Raw genomic sequence first — 14,714 nt, forward strand, 5'->3', positions numbered from 1 at the left:
CTTCAGGTGGCTTCAGGTTCCTCTCAGCGTCGGTGGGCGAGAGTCGTGGTGGTCGGGACGAAAGTCTCCGGCACGGACGACTCGGGAGGAACCAGCTATGAAGCGCACCATCGTGATCGCCCTCGTCGCGGCAGCCGCGCTGGCCGGCGGCGGCACCCTCACGGCCCTGGCGGTGTCGGGGGACGACGACCGGGGCGGCAGGGTGTCCGCGGACGACCGGCGGGACGACGACACGCGGGGCGATGCCCGGGACGACTCCGACGACCGGCGGGACGGTGACGACGCCCGGGCGGTGAAGTCCGCCGGAGTGGGTGCCGCCGACGCCGTCGCCGCAGCGCTGCGGCACACACCGGGCACCGCCGTCTCAGCCGATCTCGACCACGGCGACGACCGCGGCGGCAGGGCCGTCTGGGAGGTCGACGTGCTGTCGGGGAACGGCGCCTGGCGCAGCGTGCGGGTCGACCCCGGCACCGGCAGGGTGACGGGGGACCGGGCGGAGGACGAGGACGACGCGGCCGAGGTGCGCGCCGCGTTGAAGGGTACGGGCGTGACCGCCGAGGAGGCCGCGAGGGCCGTGGGCGGCAGGGGCACGGTGACGTCCGTCGATCTCGACGACGACCGGGACGCGGCCTGGGAGGTCGAGACCCGGGACGGCTCCGGCTGGCGGGTGGACCCGCACAGTGGCAGGGTCACGGCCGACCGCTCCGACGACGAGTGACGCACACCTGCCTCGCGTCACCGCGCCACGACGTCGTGCGGGCCCGCGGCCCGTGCCGCCCGCGGGCACCGCGGCCCCCGGGGACGTCCGGACTCAGCCCTCCGTACTGCCCGCCGCGCCCACACGCACGCGGCCCCCGGGAGACGTCCGGGCTCAGCCCTCCGTAATGCCCGCCACCAGCTCGTCCGCCGCCCGGTACGGGTCCAGGTCGCCCGACACGATGCGTTCCGCCAGGGCGCTGAGGCGGCGGTCGCCGTGCAGGTCGCCGATGCGTTCCCGCAGGGCGGTCACCGCGATCGTCTCGACCTCGCGGGACGCGCGGGCCAGCCGGCGTTCGGCCAGGACGCCCCGCTCCTCCATCCAGGCGCGGTGCTTCTCCAGGGCCTCCACGACCTCGTCGACGCCCTCGGAGCGCGCGGCGACCGTCTTGACGATCGGGGGGCGCCAGTCGCCGGGGCCCCGGGACTCGCCGAGGCCGAGCATGTGGTTCAGCTCGCGGGCCGTGGCGTCGGCGCCGTCCCGGTCGGCCTTGTTGACGACGTAGACGTCGCCGATCTCCAGGATGCCCGCCTTGGCCGCCTGGATGCCGTCGCCCATGCCGGGGGCGAGCAGCACCACGGACGTGTCGGCCTGGGAGGCGATCTCCACCTCCGACTGGCCGACGCCGACGGTCTCCACCAGGATCACGTCGCAGCCCGCGGCGTCCAGGACGCGGATGGCCTGCGGGGCGGCCCAGGCCAGGCCGCCGAGGTGGCCGCGGGTGGCCATGGAGCGGATGTAGACACCAGGGTCGGACGCGTGCTCCGACATGCGGACGCGGTCACCGAGCAGGGCGCCCCCGGAGAACGGCGACGACGGGTCGACGGCCAGGACACCGACCCGCTTGCCCTGCTTGCGGTACGCCGTCACGAGCGCCGAGGTGGACGTCGATTTCCCGACACCCGGCGAGCCCGTGAGCCCGACGACGTACGCGTTGCCCGTGAGCGGGGCCAGGGCCTCCATCACCTCACGCAGCTGCGGGGACGCGCCCTCCACCAGGGAGATCAGCCTGGCCACGGCACGCGGCCTGCCGTCCCTGGCCTGGGCCACCAGCGTGGAGACGTCCTGCATCACAGCTCCGTTCATGATCGGTTCACGAGAGAGATTCGGCCGGCTTCGGCCCTGTCGACCGGGTCGGGACCCGGGCCCGGAACCCCTGGGTGCCGGGCCCGGGCCCCGAGCCGGTACGGCGGACCTCGGTCTCAGGCCTTCGGTACCCGCACGATGAGGGCGTCGCCCTGACCGCCGCCGCCGCACAGCGCCGCCGCGCCGATCCCGCCGCCGCGCCGCTTCAGCTCCAGCGCCAGGTGCAGCACCAGGCGCGCGCCGGACATGCCGATGGGGTGGCCGAGGGCGATGGCGCCCCCGTTGACGTTCACCTTTTCCGCTGACACTCCGAGGTCCTTCATTGACTGCACCGCGACGGCGGCGAAGGCCTCGTTGATCTCGATGAGGTCGAGGTCGGCGACGCCCAGGCCCTCCTTCTTCAGGGCCTGCGCGATCGCGTTGGACGGCTGGGACTGCAGCGAGTTGTCCGGCCCGGCCACGTTGCCGTGGGCGCCGATCTCGGCGATCCACTCCAGGCCCAGTTCCTCGGCCTTCGCCCTGCTCATCACGACCACGGCCGCCGCACCGTCCGAGATCTGCGAGGAGGAACCGGCGGTGATGGTGCCGCCCTTGTCGAAGGCCGGGCGGAGCTTGCCGAGGGCCTCGGTGGTGGTGTCGGCGCGGATGCCCTCGTCCTTGCTGAACAGCACCGGGTCGCCCTTGCGCTGCGGGATCTCCACCGGGGTGATCTCGGCCTCGAAGATGCCGTTCTTCTGCGCGGCGGCGGCGCGCTGGTGGGACAGCGCGGCGATCTCGTCCTGCGCCTCGCGGCCGATGCCCAGACGGGTGTTGTGCTTCTCGGTGGACTGGCCCATCGGGATGCTCTCCCACGGGTCGGTCAGGCCGTCGTGCGCCATGGCGTCGAGCATCTCGACCGCGCCGTACTTGAAGCCCTCGCGGGACTTCGGCAGCAGGTGCGGGGCGTTGGTCATGGACTCCTGGCCGCCGGCGACGACGATGTCGAACTCGCCGGCGCGGATCAGCTGGTCGGCCAGCGCGACGGCGTCGAGACCGGAGAGGCACACCTTGTTGATGGTGAGCGCCGGGACGTTCATCGGGATGCCCGCCTTGACGGCGGCCTGACGTGCGGGGATCTGCCCCGCCCCGGCCTGGAGCACCTGCCCCATGATCACGTACTGGACCTGGTCGCCGCCGATCCCCGCACGGTCGAGGGCGGCCTTGATCGCGAAGCCGCCGAGGTCGGCTCCGGAGAAGGACTTCAGCGAGCCCAGCAACCGTCCCATGGGCGTACGCGCGCCCGCGACGATCACCGAACCGGTCGTACCGGAAGTTCCTGATGACATGAGCTTGCGATCCCCTTACCGGCCTGCACAGCCGAGGAGTGAACGAGGGTTTACTTGAATGTACTGAGCAGTATCCCGCCCGTCATCGGGCTTTCGGTGTGATCGCGCGCACGTTGCGTAACCACCACCGGAGCGGTGCACTGAATCCATGCTGACGCGAATCGACCACATCGGAATCGCCTGTTTCGACCTGGACCGCACTGTCGAGTTCTACCGTGCCACGTACGGCTTCGAGGTGTTCCACTCCGAGGTCAACGAGGAGCAGGGCGTGCGCGAGGCCATGCTGAAGATCAACGGGACGTCCGACGGCGGGGCTTCTTATCTGCAACTTCTGGAACCCACCCGCGAGGACTCCACGGTCGCCAAATGGCTGGCGAAGAACGGCGAGGGAGTCCACCACATCGCTTTCGGCACGCCGGACGTCGACGCGGAGGCCGCCGACGTCAAGGACAAGGGCGTACGCGTGCTGTACGACGAGCCCCGGCGCGGTTCCATGGGGTCACGGATCACCTTTCTGCACCCCAAGGATTGCCACGGTGTTCTGACAGAACTGGTCACTTCCGCGCCTGTTGAGTCGCCTGAGCACTGACCGCCGTACATAAGGGCCGGTAGGGTTGGGTGTGGTCGCCGCCCAACCGGGGCGACCACGTTCCGCCGCCTCGGCGACGGAACCTGTCCGGGGTCCGGGTTTCGGGGGACGAGCGTCGAGGCAGCAGCCCATGCGCCGCCGCTGATCTGACACCATTCCCCGGGGGCCCCGTTCGCGGACGGACGGAGCTCGTTCGGAAAGACTTGCGACCAGGGGACGGATGGGACCGCGCAGTGCGGGGCTACGAGAGCCAGGAGCGGGAGCCGGCGGCTGACGTCGACCACCTCACTCGGTTCGAAGCCGAGATGAAGCGGCTGAAGACCGAGCGGGAAAAGGCGATCCAGCACGCCGAGGACCTCGGCTACCAGGTCGAGGTGCTGCGGGCCAAGCTGCACGAGGCACGGCGCACCATCATGTCCCGGCCGGCCTACGACAGCGCCGACATCGGGTACCAGGCCGAGCAGTTGCTGCGCAACGCGCAGGTGCAGGCCGACCAGATCCGCGCCGACGCCGAGCGCGAGCTGAGCCAGGCGCGGGCGCAGACCCAGCGCATCCTGCAGGAGCACGCCGAGCAGGCGGCCCGTCTCCAGGCGGAGCTGCACCAGGAGGCGGTCACCCGCCGCCAGCAGCTCGACCAGGAGCTCGCCGAGCGCCGCCAGACCGTCGAGTCGCACGTCAACGAGAACGTGGCGTGGGCGGAGCAACTGCGTGCGCGCACCGAGCAGCAGGCACGCCGGCTGCTGGAGGAGTCCCGCGCCGAGGCCGAGCAGGCGATGGCAGCCGCCCGCGCGGAGGCCGAGCGGCTGACCGCGGAGGCACGTCAGCGGCTGCAGAGCGAGGCCGAGTCCGCCCGCGCGGAGGCCGAGCATCTGCTGCGCCGGGCCCGCACGGACGCCGAGCGACTGCTGAACGCTGCGTCGACGCAGGCCCAGGAGGCCACCGACCACGCCGAACAGTTGCGTACGTCGACGGCCTCGGAGTCGGAGACCGCGCGCCGCCGCTCCCAGGAGCTGAGCCGGACCGCCGAGCAGCGCATGGCGGAGGCCGACACGGCACTGCGCGAGGCGCGTGCCGAGGCGGAGAAGCTGGTCGCCGAGGCCAAGGAGGCCGCCTCCAAGGCCCTCGCGAGCGCCGAGTCGGCGAACGAGACGCGTACGCGCACCGCCAAGGAGCAGGTCGCCCGGCTGGTCAGCGAGGCCACCAAGGAGGCCGAGTCCACCAGGGCGGACGCCGAGCAGGTCGTCGCGGACGCCCGCGCGGAGGCCGAGAAGATCGTCGCCGAGGCCGCCGAGAAGGCCCGCACGATCACCGCCGAGGAGACGGCGTCGCAGCTGTCCAAGGCCGCGAAGACCGCCGAGGACGTCCTCAACAAGGCGTCGGAGGACGCCAAGAAGACCACGAAGGCCGCCGCCGAGGAGGCCGAGCGGATCCGTTCGGAGGCCGAGGCCGAGGCGGACCGGCTGCGCGCCGAGGCGCACGACATCGCCGAGGAGCTCAAGGGCGCGGCGAAGGACGACACCAAGGAGTACCGCGCCAAGACGGTCGAGTTGCAGGAGGAGGCCCGCCGGCTGCGCGGCGAGGCCGAGCAACTGCGCGCCGACGCCGTCGAAGAGGGCGAGAAGATCCGCGCCGGGGCCCGCAAGGAGGCCGTGGCGCAGATCGAGGAGGCCGCGAAGTCCGCCGAGGAGCTGCTGGCCAAGGCCAAGGCCGACGCGGACGAACTGCGCACGACGGCGCAGACGGACAGCGAGAAGGTCCGCACCGAGGCCATCGAGCGCGCCACGACGCTGCGCCGGCAGGCCGAGGAGACGCTGCAGCGCACGCGCCAGGAGGCCGAGCAGCACCGCGAGGAGGTCGTCGAGCAGGCCGAGGCGCTGCGGGCCGACGCCGAGCGGGACGCGCGGGAGCTGCGCGAGGAGACCGAGCGGGGCATGGCGGCCCGCAAGGCGGAGGCCGCCGAGGAGCTGACGCGGCTCCGCATGGAGGCCGAGGAGCGGCTCGCGGCTGCCGAGCAGGCGCTGAGCGAGGCCCGCGAGGAGGCCGCCCGGATGCGCCGGGAGGCGTCCGAGGAGACCGAGCGGCTGCGCGCCGAGGCCGCCGAGCGCATCCGTACGCTGCAGCAGCAGGCCGAGGCGGAGGCGGAGCGGCTGCGCGACGAGGCCGCCGCCGACGCGTCCGCGTCACGTGCCGAGGGCGAGGCCGTCGCCGTACGTCTGAGGTCGGAGGCCTCGGCGGAGGCCGAGCGGCTGAAGTCGGAGGCCCAGGACAGCGCGGACCGGATGCGGGCCGAGGCGCAGGCCGCCGCCGAGCGGCTGGGCGCGGAGGCGTCCGAGACGCTGGCCGCGGCGCAGGAGGAGGCGGCCCGGCGCCGCCGCGAGGCCGAGGAACTCCTCGGATCCGCCCGGGACGAGGCGGACCAGGAGCGGCTGCGGGCCCGGGAGCAGAGCGAGGAGCTGCTGGCGTCCGCGCGCACTCGCGTGGAGGAGGCGCAGACCGAGGCCGTGCGCCTGGTCGAGGAGGCCGACCGGCGCGCCACCGAGATGGTGGCGGCGGCCGAGCAGCACGCCCAGCAGGTACGGGACTCCGTGTCCGGGCTGCACGAGCAGGCGCAGGAGGAGATCGCCGGTCTGCGCAGCGCCGCCGAGCACGCCGCGGAGCGCACCCGGCGGGAGGCCGGGGAAGAGGCGGACCGGGTCCGGGCCGACGCCTACGCGGAGCGGGAGCGGGCCGGCGAGGACGCCCATCGGCTCCGGCGCGAGGCTCAGGACGAGACGGAGGCCGCCAAGGCGCTGGCCGAGCGCACCGTGTCGGAGGCCATCGCGGAGGCCGAGCGGCTGCGTACGGAAGCGTCCGAGCACGCCCAGCGGGCGCGCACGCAGGCCTCGGAGACGATCGCTCAGGCCGACCAGGACGCGTCGCGCACCCGGGCGGACGCCCGGGAGGACGCCAACCGCATCCGGTCGGACGCGGCGACGCAGGTGGACACGCTCATCACGGAGGCCACCAGCGAGGCCGAGCGGCTCACGACGGAGACGGCCGCCGAGGCGGAGCGGGTCCGGGCCGAGTCGGTCGCGAAGGCCGAGAAGCTCCTCGCGGACGCCTCCGAGGACGCGGAGCGGCTGCGGGCGGAGGCCGCGGAGACGGTCGGTGCGGCCCAGCAGCACGCCGAGCGGCTGCGCGGTGAGGCCGAGCGCGTCAAGTCCGACGCGGACGCGGAGGCGGAGCGGCTGGTGTCGTCGGCGCGGCAGGAGGCCGAGCGGACGCTGGACGAGGCGCGCCGGGACTCCAACAAGCGGCGCTCGGAAGCGGCCGAGCAGGTCGACAAGCTGATCACGGAGACCACGGCGGAGGCCGACAAGCTGCTGAGCGAGGCTCAGCAGCAGGCACTGAAGACGACCGCGGACGCGGAGGCGCAGGCCGACACGATGGTGGGCGCGGCCCGCAAGGAGGCCGAGCGGCTGGTCTCGGAGGCGACCGTCGAGGGCAATTCCCGTGTGGAGAAGGCCCGTACGGACGCGGACGAGTTGCTGGTGGGTGCCCGTCAGGACGCGACGCAGATCCGGCGGCGGGCAGAGGAGCTGCGCGACCGGATCACCTCGGAGATCGAGGAGCTGCACGAGCGGGCCCGTCGCGAGGCCTCGGAGACGATGAAGTCGGCGGGCGACCGCTGTGACGCGCTCATCAAGGCCGCCGAGGAGCAGCTGGCGAAGGCGCAGGCGAAGGCCAAGGAGCTCGTCTCGGAGGCCAATTCGGAGGCGGGCAAGGTCCGTATCGCCGCGGTGAAGAAGGCCGAGGGACTGCTCAAGGAGGCCGAGCAGAAGAAGGCCACCCTGGTCCGGGAGGCCGAGGAGCTCAAGGCCGAGGCGATCCGCGAGGCGCGTCGTACAGTGGACGAGGGCAAGCGCGAGCTGGAGACCCTGGTGCGGCGTCGCGAGGACATCAACGCCGAGATCTCCCGCGTCCAGGACGTCCTGGAGGCCCTGGAGTCCTTCGAGGCGCCGGGCGGGGGCAAGGACACCGGGGTGAAGGCGGGCGCGGCGGCGGGCGCGACACGTTCGGGTGGCAAGTCGTCGGAAAGCTAGCGGAGGAAGCAGTCTGTGCTGTCTGCTGAAGCCTTTGACCAACTCTTTGGCAAGCCGTGCGGCGATCAGCCACCCAAAAGAGGTGTCATTCTCCCGACCAATCGGGCTTCTGCTCGATGACACGCCGTTCGGACCCCTAGGATTCCCCTATCACCTCACCGGTCTCATTCGACAGGAACCCCATGAGCGACACTTCCCCCTACGGCTTCGAGCTTGTGCGGCGTGGGTACGACCGCGCTCAGGTGGACGAACGTATCTCCAAGCTCGTCTCCGACCGTGACAGCGCTCTCGCCCGCATCACCGCTCTGGAAAAGCGCATCGAGGAGCTCCACCTCGAGACGCAGAACGCCCAGGCCCTGGTCAACGACGGCGAGCCGTCGTACGCCGGTCTCGGTGCGCGTGTCGAGAAGATCCTCCGCCTCGCCGAGGAAGAGGCGAAGGACCTCCGCGAGGAGGCCCGGCGCGCGGCCGAGCAGCACCGTGAGCTCGCCGAGTCGGCGGCCCAGCAGGTGCGCAACGACGCCGAGGCCTACGCTTCCGAGCGCAAGTCGAAGGCGGAGGACGAAGGCGTCCGTATCGTCGAGAAGGCCCAGGGCGAGGCCGCCCAGATGCGTTCGGACGCGCAGAAGGACGCGCAGTCCAAGCGCGAGGAGGCGGACGCCCTCTTCGAGGAGACCCGCGCGAAGGCCGCCCAGGCCGCCGCGGACTTCGAGACGAACCTCGCCAAGCGCCGCGAGCAGTCCGAGCGCGACCTGGCGTCGCGTCAGGCCAAGGCCGAGAAGCGCCTCGCGGAGATCGAGCACCGGGCGGAGCAGCTGCGCCTGGAGGCGGAGAAGCTGCGCACCGACGCCGAGCGCCGCGCCCGCCAGACCGTGGAGACGGCGCAGCGACAGGCCGAGGACATCGTGGCGGACGCGAACGCCAAGGCCGACCGGATCCGTTCGGAATCCGAGCGCGAGCTGGCGGCGCTGACGAACCGTCGCGACTCCATCAACGCCCAGCTGACGAACGTGCGCGAGATGCTCGCCACGCTCACCGGTGCGGCGGTCGCGGCGGCGAGCTCGCCGAGCGAGGACGAGTCGGTCTCCCGCGGGGTTCCGGCGCAGCAGTCCCGGTAACGTCCGGACGCGCGACGTCTGAGTACGTAGCGAGGCCCTCTGCCACTGCGGTGGCAGAGGGCCTCGTCCCGTTTTAGCGTGGCCACCATGATCGAGCTGGAGGGGCTGACGAAGCGGTACGGCGAGAAGGTGGCGGTCAACAACCTCACCTTCGCCGTGCGGCCGGGTGTCGTCACGGGGTTCCTCGGGCCGAACGGCGCGGGCAAGTCGACCACGATGCGCCTGCTGCTGGGCCTGGACCGGCCGACCGCGGGCGACGTCCGTATCGACGGCAGGCACTACGACCGGCTGAGGGACCCGCTGACGAGCATCGGCGCGCTGCTGGAGGCCAAGGGCATGCACGGCGGGCGCAGCGCCTACCACCACCTGCTGTGGATGGCGCAGAGCAACGGCATCCCCTCCCGGCGGGTGGGCGAGGTGCTGGAGGCGGTGGGCCTGTCGGCGGTGGCGCGGAAGAAGGCCAAAGGGTTCTCGCTGGGCATGAGTCAGCGTCTCGGGATCGCCGCCGCGCTGCTGGGCGATCCCCGGATCCTGATGTTCGACGAGCCGGTGAACGGGCTCGACCCGGAGGGCATCCACTGGATCCGGACGCTGATGAAGTCGCTGGCCGCGGAGGGCCGTACGGTGTTCGTCTCCTCCCACCTGATGAGCGAGATGGCGCTGACGGCGGACCATCTGGTGGTGATCGGCCAGGGCAGGCTGCTCGCGGACACCTCCATGGCGGACTTCATCGCGCGGAACTCGCGCTCGTACGTCAGGATTCGCACGCCGCAGCGTGAGCGGCTGCGGGACGTGCTGCACGACGCGGGTGTCACGGCCGTGGAGTCGGGCGGCGGGGCGCTGGAGGTGGACGGGGCGGGGGCCGAACAGATCGGGGAGCTGGCGTCGCGGCATCAGGTCGTGCTCCACGAGCTGAGCCCGCAGCAGGCGTCGCTGGAGGAGGCCTTCATGCGGCTGACGGCGGAGTCGGTGGAGTACCACGCACACACCGGCGCGCCGACCTCACCGGCTCCGCCGGCGGGGTGGGGCGACGGTTGGAGGAGGGGCTGACATGGCGGCTGCCCAGGTCCTGCGCTCCGAATGGACGAAGATCCGGTCGGTGTCGTCGACGGTGTGGACGCTGTCGATCGCCGTGGTCGTCACGATCGCCCTCGGCATGCTGATCGCGGCCCTGTCTAGGAGCGAGTTCGACAGCTTGAACGCGCGGGACCGGCTGTCCTTCGACCCGACGTTCATCAGCTTCGCCGGGATGAGCCTCGGGCAGCTCGCGATGATCGTGTTCGGGGTGCTCGTGGTGTCGAACGAGTACAGCAGCGGCATGATCCGCACCTCGCTGGCGGCCGTACCGCAGCGCGGCACGTTCCTGTTCGGCAAGCTCGCCGTGGCGACGGCCCTGGCGCTCGTCGTCGGCCTCGTCACCAGCTTCGTGGCGTTCTTCCTGGGACAGGCGATGCTGGGCGAGCACCGGGCCTCGATCGGGGACGACGGTGTGCTGCGCGCGGTGATCGGCGGAGGCCTCTACATGACGCTGATCGCGCTGTTCTCCATGGGGGTGGCCGCGATGCTGCGCTCGCCGATGCTGTCGCTGGGCATCCTGATGCCGTTCTTCTTCCTGATCTCCGCCGTCCTCGGCAACGTCTCCGCGACGAAGAAGGTCGGCCGCTTCCTGCCCGACCAGGCCGGCAGCAGGATCTTGCGGGTGGTGCCGCCGGTGGACGACGACACCCCGTACGGCCCGTGGGGCGGGTTCGGGATCATGGCGCTGTGGGTGCTGGCGGCGGTCGTCGGCGGGTACCTCGTGATCAAGCAGCGCGACGCGTAGTCACGAAGGCACCGATCCGGTCCGGAACAGTCATACCCGCTCTTGAAGGGAACCGCCGGCGCCCGGATATCCTCCTAAGCCTTACGGGGGCGTGTGCCTGCTGTCCCCGAACCTTTCGATGGGTGCGGAGCATGATCGAAGCAGTCGGCCTGACCAAGCGCTACGGCGACAAGACCGCTGTGTACAACCTGTCCTTCCAGGTGCGGCCCGGCGCCGTCACCGGCTTCCTCGGGCCGAACGGCTCGGGCAAGTCGACGACGATGCGCATGATCCTCGGCCTGGACAACCCGACCGCGGGACACGTGACGATCGGCGGCTTTCCGTACCGCAAGCTGCCGAACGCGCCCCGTCAGGTCGGCGCGCTGCTCGACGCCAAGGCCGTGCACGGCGGCCGGTCCGCCCGCCATCACCTGCTCTGCCTGGCGCAGCTCTCGGGCATCCCGGCCCGCCGCGTGGACGAGGTGCTCGGCGTGGTCGGCCTGCAGGAGGTCGCGAGGAAGCGCTCCAAGGGTTTCTCGCTGGGCATGGGGCAGCGGCTCGGCATCGCCGCCGCGCTGCTCGGCGACCCGCAGGTGCTGCTGTTCGACGAGCCGGTCAACGGCCTCGACCCCGAGGGCATCCTCTGGGTGCGCAACCTGATGAAGGCGCTGGCCGCCGAGGGCCGTACGGTCTTCGTCTCCTCCCACCTGATGAGCGAGATGGCGCTGACCGCCGACCACCTCATCGTCATCGGGCGCGGTCAGCTGCTCGCCGACATGAGCGTGTCGCAGTTCATCTCCGCGAACTCGGCCGACTTCGCGCGCGTGCGCACCCCGGAGGCGGAGCCGCAGCTGCGGGAGAAGCTGGCGTCGGCACTGACCGAGGCCGGGGGGGGTGTCCTGCCCGAGCCGGACGGCGCGCTGCGCGTGACGGGACTGCCGCTGTCCCGCATCAGCGACGTCGCGCACGAGTCGGACGTACGGCTGTGGGAGCTGTCGCCGCACCAGGCCTCGCTGGAGGAGGCGTACATGCGGATGACGCAGGGCGCGGTGGACTACCGCTCCACCATCGACCAGAGGGCGGGCCTCCAGCAGGCGCTGCCGCCGGACATGCAGCCGCCGATGCCGGTGCCGGGCCAGGGCCAGCCGAACTGGTACGCGCCTGCGCCCCCGCAGTTCCAGAACCCGGGCCGGCACCCGGACCAGGGCCGGGCGCCGGGCCCGTACGGCGGGCAGCCCGCCGCGGCGCCGGGAGCGGCGGGCCCGAACCCGTACGCGCAGGGCGCACCCCAGGCACCTCAGGCACCGGCGCTCCAGGCACCTCAGGCTCCGCCGGCGCCCGCCCAGCCCCCTGCCGCACCCGCCGCCTCCGCGGCCACCGCCGACCTGACCAAGCCCGAGGACGCACGATGAGCACGCCCCAGCACCCGATGCCGCAGGCCGCGCCGCACTGGCCGGCGTCGTCCGGCTCCGCGTACCCGACCTACACCTCGCCGATCCCGGTCGTGCGCACACACCTCGGGCACGCGATCGCCTCCGAATGGACGAAGATCCGGTCGGTGCGCTCGACGATGTGGACGCTCGGCGTGTTCGTGCTGCTCGTGGTGGGCGTCGGCCTGCTGGCCGGCGCGGTCGTCGCGAGTTCGTCCTCCGAGGGCGACCTGTCGGGGGAGAACCCGCTGTCGCTGGGCTTCTTCGGCCTGCTGCTGGGCAGCATGTGCGTGATCACGCTCGGCGTGCTGACCACGGCCTCGGAGTACGGCACCGGCATGATCCGTACGACGACGGTCGCCTGCCCGTCGCGCGGGCGGGTCCTGACGGCGAAGGCGCTGGTGTTCTTCGCCGTCGCGTTCGTCGTGTCGCTGGTGTCCACGGCGCTGGTCGCCGTCGCGCAGGTGGCGATGCTGACGGGGGCCCGCGAGCCGTCCGGCGGAGAATGGCTGAAGGGCACGGTCGGCGTCTCGCTCTACCTGGCGCTGCTCGGCCTGCTGTCGCTCGTCGTCGGCTCGGTCATCCGGCACTCGGCGGGTGCCATCACTCTCATGATCGGCGCGGTCCTCGCACCGCTGGTAATCGCGCTGTTCATGTTCTCGTCGTCCCTGGAGGACGTGCGCGAGGCGCTGTTCGAGTACTCCATCCCGAACCAGCTCAGCGTGTTCTACGCCAATTCCCTCAGCGAATCGGGCCTGTCGGGCTGGGACCCGCTGTGGGTCATCCTGGCGGTGACGGCCGCGGTGTTCGCCGGCGCGTACGCGCTGCTGGAGAAGCGGGACGTCTGACCCGCCCGGGCCGGAGTGCTCAGAAGCGCGGCGCGTTACGGGACCGCTGCACCCGCGTGGTGCGGCGGTCCTTGGCGTTCCAGCAGGACTTGTGCCAGTGCCGCCGCTCGTCGACGCCCGAATGCGCGGGCCAGGCCACGACGTGCGGCACCCCGTCCGGGATCAACTGGTCGCAGCCCGGGCAGCGGTACGACTTGCCCTGGGCGCTCGCACCGGCCACCTGCCGCACGTTCCATTCCTCGCCCTGCCAGTCCTCCGTGGACTGCCAGCCGCCGTAGCGGACGGGGCGGTCGTCCTCCGCGCTCCGGCCCGACACAGCACCTTGGGCCCCTTTGGGCCGGTTGCGACGCGGGGACACAGCACACCTCTCGGGGCTATACAGGAATGGGCCGGTGTCCAGCCTACGTGTCCCCACCGGGGGTATTCGAAGAGAACCAATCCGTCACAAGTCCCCTGTCGGCGCCGGGCGGGGGCACCCTCCGCAGGAACATCGCACTTCGTACACGTCTGGGTCAAATTCTGCAGACAATCGGCAAATTACCCCGTCCGGCCGTGTCCTCGGCACGTGTCAGGCGGTTATGCCCTGCGGGGGAGCTCCGCGTCGGAGCCAGGAGGCAGGAAAAGCATGCGCGTTGGAAGTTTCGTTTTGGCAGCCCAGTTCCCGGGCCAGGGCCAGGGAGAGGCACTGCACCGCGCGGTCCGAGCGGCCGAGGTCGCCGAGGAGGCCGGGCTCGACGCCGTCTGGCTGGCCGAGCACCACTTCGTGCCGTACGGCACCTGCCCGTCGGCGGTCACCCTCGCGGCGTTACTACTGGGCCGCACCCACCGCATCCGGGTCGGCACGGCGGTCAGCGTGCTGCCCACCGCCCACCCGGTGACGCTCGGCGAACAGGCCGCGTTGCTGCACATGACGAGCGGCGGCCGGTTCTCCCTGGGCCTCGGCCGCGGCGGCCCGTGGGTCGACCTGGAGGTGTTCGGCGCGGGCCTCGCGGCGTACGAGAGCGGCTTCCCGGAGTCGCTGGATCTGCTGCTGCGGTGGCTGCGCGAACCGCGGGTGGGCGCCGACGGCGAGCGGTACAGGTTCCGCGAGGTCGCCGTCGTACCGAGGCCGTCGGAGTCCCTGTCGGACACCGCAGGGCCGGAGGTCGTGGTCGCCTGCACCTCGCCGGCGAGCGTGCGGCTGGCGGCCGAGCGCGGCCTGGCGATGCTGCTGGGCATGCACGTCGGGGACGAGGAGAAGGCCGAGATGGTCACCCTGTGGGAGCGGCACTCGCGCGCGGCGGGCCACGGCGAGGACGACATCCGGCGCGCGGCGCATGTCTCGGCGGGCGTCTGCCAGATCGCCGACCGGCGCACGGACGCGGCGGAGACGCTGCTCAAAACCATGCCGGGCTGGCTGAAACAAGGACTGGACGCCCATGTCACCGTCGACGGAAGGATCCGTCAGCAGCGCGACCCGCTGGCCTACACCGAGCTGCTCTGCGGACTGCACCCGGTGGGCACGCCCCGGTTGTGCGCCGACCGGCTGGCGGCGACGAGCGAGCGGACCGGCATCTCCCGCTTCGCCCTCCTCGTGGAGGGATCCGGGGACCTGGCGGCCACGGAGGAGAACATCCGCCGACTGGGCACGGACGTACTCCCCCAACTGCACTGACGGGTGAAGAGCTTGCCGCTCCGG

12 protein-coding genes are annotated in these 14,714 nt (G+C 71.9%); 9 read left to right on the forward strand and 3 right to left on the reverse strand.

Translation table 11 applies throughout. From position 1 onward, the window contains the following. The first annotated feature begins 97 nt into the window (after positions 1 to 97). Positions 98 to 718: a PepSY domain-containing protein gene (locus tag ABZ354_RS18865; protein ID WP_358658067.1), complete on the forward strand. Its 621-nt coding sequence runs from the start codon at positions 98 to 100 to the stop codon at positions 716 to 718. 153 nt (positions 719 to 871) lie between these two features. Here the strand turns inward: ABZ354_RS18865 and meaB are convergent, their stop codons facing one another. Then, positions 872 to 1,828 carry a methylmalonyl Co-A mutase-associated GTPase MeaB gene (gene meaB / locus ABZ354_RS18870; protein WP_358658208.1) on the reverse strand — a complete coding sequence of 319 codons (957 nt, stop codon included), beginning with the start codon at positions 1,826 to 1,828 and terminating at the stop codon, positions 872 to 874. Positions 1,829 to 1,959: 131 nt separating this feature from the next. Continuing rightward, positions 1,960 to 3,168: an acetyl-CoA C-acetyltransferase gene (locus ABZ354_RS18875; RefSeq protein ID WP_358658069.1), complete on the reverse strand. Its 1,209-nt coding sequence runs from the start codon at positions 3,166 to 3,168 to the stop codon at positions 1,960 to 1,962. 148 nt (positions 3,169 to 3,316) lie between these two features. On the opposite strand from ABZ354_RS18875, the gene mce reads away from it, so the two are divergent. The 7 genes from mce to ABZ354_RS18910 all read left to right on the forward strand — a co-directional run bounded on the left by mce (position 3,317) and on the right by ABZ354_RS18910 (position 13,036). Further along, on the forward strand, positions 3,317 to 3,757 hold the full coding sequence (gene mce, locus ABZ354_RS18880; RefSeq protein WP_358658071.1) for a methylmalonyl-CoA epimerase: 441 nt from the start codon (positions 3,317 to 3,319) through the stop codon (positions 3,755 to 3,757). A gap of 233 nt (positions 3,758 to 3,990) precedes the next feature. Continuing rightward, positions 3,991 to 7,839 carry a polarized growth protein Scy gene (scy, locus tag ABZ354_RS18885; RefSeq protein ID WP_358658073.1) on the forward strand — a complete coding sequence of 1,283 codons (3,849 nt, stop codon included), beginning with the start codon at positions 3,991 to 3,993 and terminating at the stop codon, positions 7,837 to 7,839. Between the two features lie 182 nt (positions 7,840 to 8,021). Next, a complete protein-coding gene (locus ABZ354_RS18890; RefSeq protein ID WP_358658075.1) occupies positions 8,022 to 8,957 on the forward strand; it encodes a cellulose-binding protein in 936 nt (311 codons plus the stop codon). Between the two features lie 87 nt (positions 8,958 to 9,044). Beyond that, positions 9,045 to 10,007 (forward strand): ATP-binding cassette domain-containing protein, encoded by a 963-nt coding sequence (locus ABZ354_RS18895; protein WP_358658077.1) that lies wholly within the window; start codon positions 9,045 to 9,047, stop codon positions 10,005 to 10,007. A 1-nt stretch (position 10,008) separates the two neighbouring features. Next, on the forward strand, positions 10,009 to 10,779 hold the full coding sequence (locus tag ABZ354_RS18900; protein ID WP_358658079.1) for an ABC transporter permease: 771 nt from the start codon (positions 10,009 to 10,011) through the stop codon (positions 10,777 to 10,779). Between the two features lie 131 nt (positions 10,780 to 10,910). Beyond that, the gene (locus tag ABZ354_RS18905) at positions 10,911 to 12,170 is read left to right on the forward strand and encodes an ABC transporter ATP-binding protein (RefSeq protein ID WP_358658080.1); all 1,260 of its coding nucleotides are present in this window, start codon (positions 10,911 to 10,913) and stop codon (positions 12,168 to 12,170) included. Beyond that, on the forward strand, positions 12,167 to 13,036 hold the full coding sequence (locus ABZ354_RS18910) for an ABC transporter permease (protein WP_358658081.1): 870 nt from the start codon (positions 12,167 to 12,169) through the stop codon (positions 13,034 to 13,036). The genes ABZ354_RS18905 and ABZ354_RS18910 overlap by 4 nt, the downstream gene beginning before the upstream one ends. A 19-nt stretch (positions 13,037 to 13,055) precedes the next feature. Here the strand turns inward: ABZ354_RS18910 and ABZ354_RS18915 are convergent, their stop codons facing one another. Next, positions 13,056 to 13,394, reverse strand: a complete 339-nt coding sequence (locus ABZ354_RS18915; protein ID WP_358658083.1) for an ATP/GTP-binding protein — start codon at positions 13,392 to 13,394, stop codon at positions 13,056 to 13,058. 267 nt (positions 13,395 to 13,661) lie between these two features. Here ABZ354_RS18915 and ABZ354_RS18920 point away from each other — a divergent pair, with 267 nt between their 5' ends. Beyond that, complete coding sequence (locus ABZ354_RS18920) at positions 13,662 to 14,690, forward strand: LLM class flavin-dependent oxidoreductase (protein WP_358658085.1); 1,029 nt, start codon at positions 13,662 to 13,664, stop codon at positions 14,688 to 14,690. Positions 14,691 to 14,714 lie beyond the last annotated feature (24 nt).

This window comes from Streptomyces sp. NPDC005925 (assembly GCF_040638805.1).
GTDB lineage: Bacteria > Actinomycetota > Actinomycetes > Streptomycetales > Streptomycetaceae > Streptomyces.

Coding starts and splice junctions, on each gene's coding strand:
- ABZ354_RS18910 (WP_358658081.1), top strand. CDS start 12,167: ATGAGCACGCCCCAGCACCCGATGCCGCAGGCCGCGCCGCACTGGCCG.
- ABZ354_RS18865 (WP_358658067.1), top strand. CDS start 98: ATGAAGCGCACCATCGTGATCGCCCTCGTCGCGGCAGCCGCGCTGGCC.
- mce (WP_358658071.1), top strand. CDS start 3,317: ATGCTGACGCGAATCGACCACATCGGAATCGCCTGTTTCGACCTGGAC.
- ABZ354_RS18905 (WP_358658080.1), top strand. CDS start 10,911: ATGATCGAAGCAGTCGGCCTGACCAAGCGCTACGGCGACAAGACCGCT.
- ABZ354_RS18920 (WP_358658085.1), top strand. CDS start 13,662: ATGCGCGTTGGAAGTTTCGTTTTGGCAGCCCAGTTCCCGGGCCAGGGC.
- ABZ354_RS18895 (WP_358658077.1), top strand. CDS start 9,045: ATGATCGAGCTGGAGGGGCTGACGAAGCGGTACGGCGAGAAGGTGGCG.
- meaB (WP_358658208.1), bottom strand. CDS start 1,828: ATGCAGGACGTCTCCACGCTGGTGGCCCAGGCCAGGGACGGCAGGCCG.
- ABZ354_RS18890 (WP_358658075.1), top strand. CDS start 8,022: ATGAGCGACACTTCCCCCTACGGCTTCGAGCTTGTGCGGCGTGGGTAC.
- ABZ354_RS18900 (WP_358658079.1), top strand. CDS start 10,009: ATGGCGGCTGCCCAGGTCCTGCGCTCCGAATGGACGAAGATCCGGTCG.
- ABZ354_RS18875 (WP_358658069.1), bottom strand. CDS start 3,168: ATGTCATCAGGAACTTCCGGTACGACCGGTTCGGTGATCGTCGCGGGC.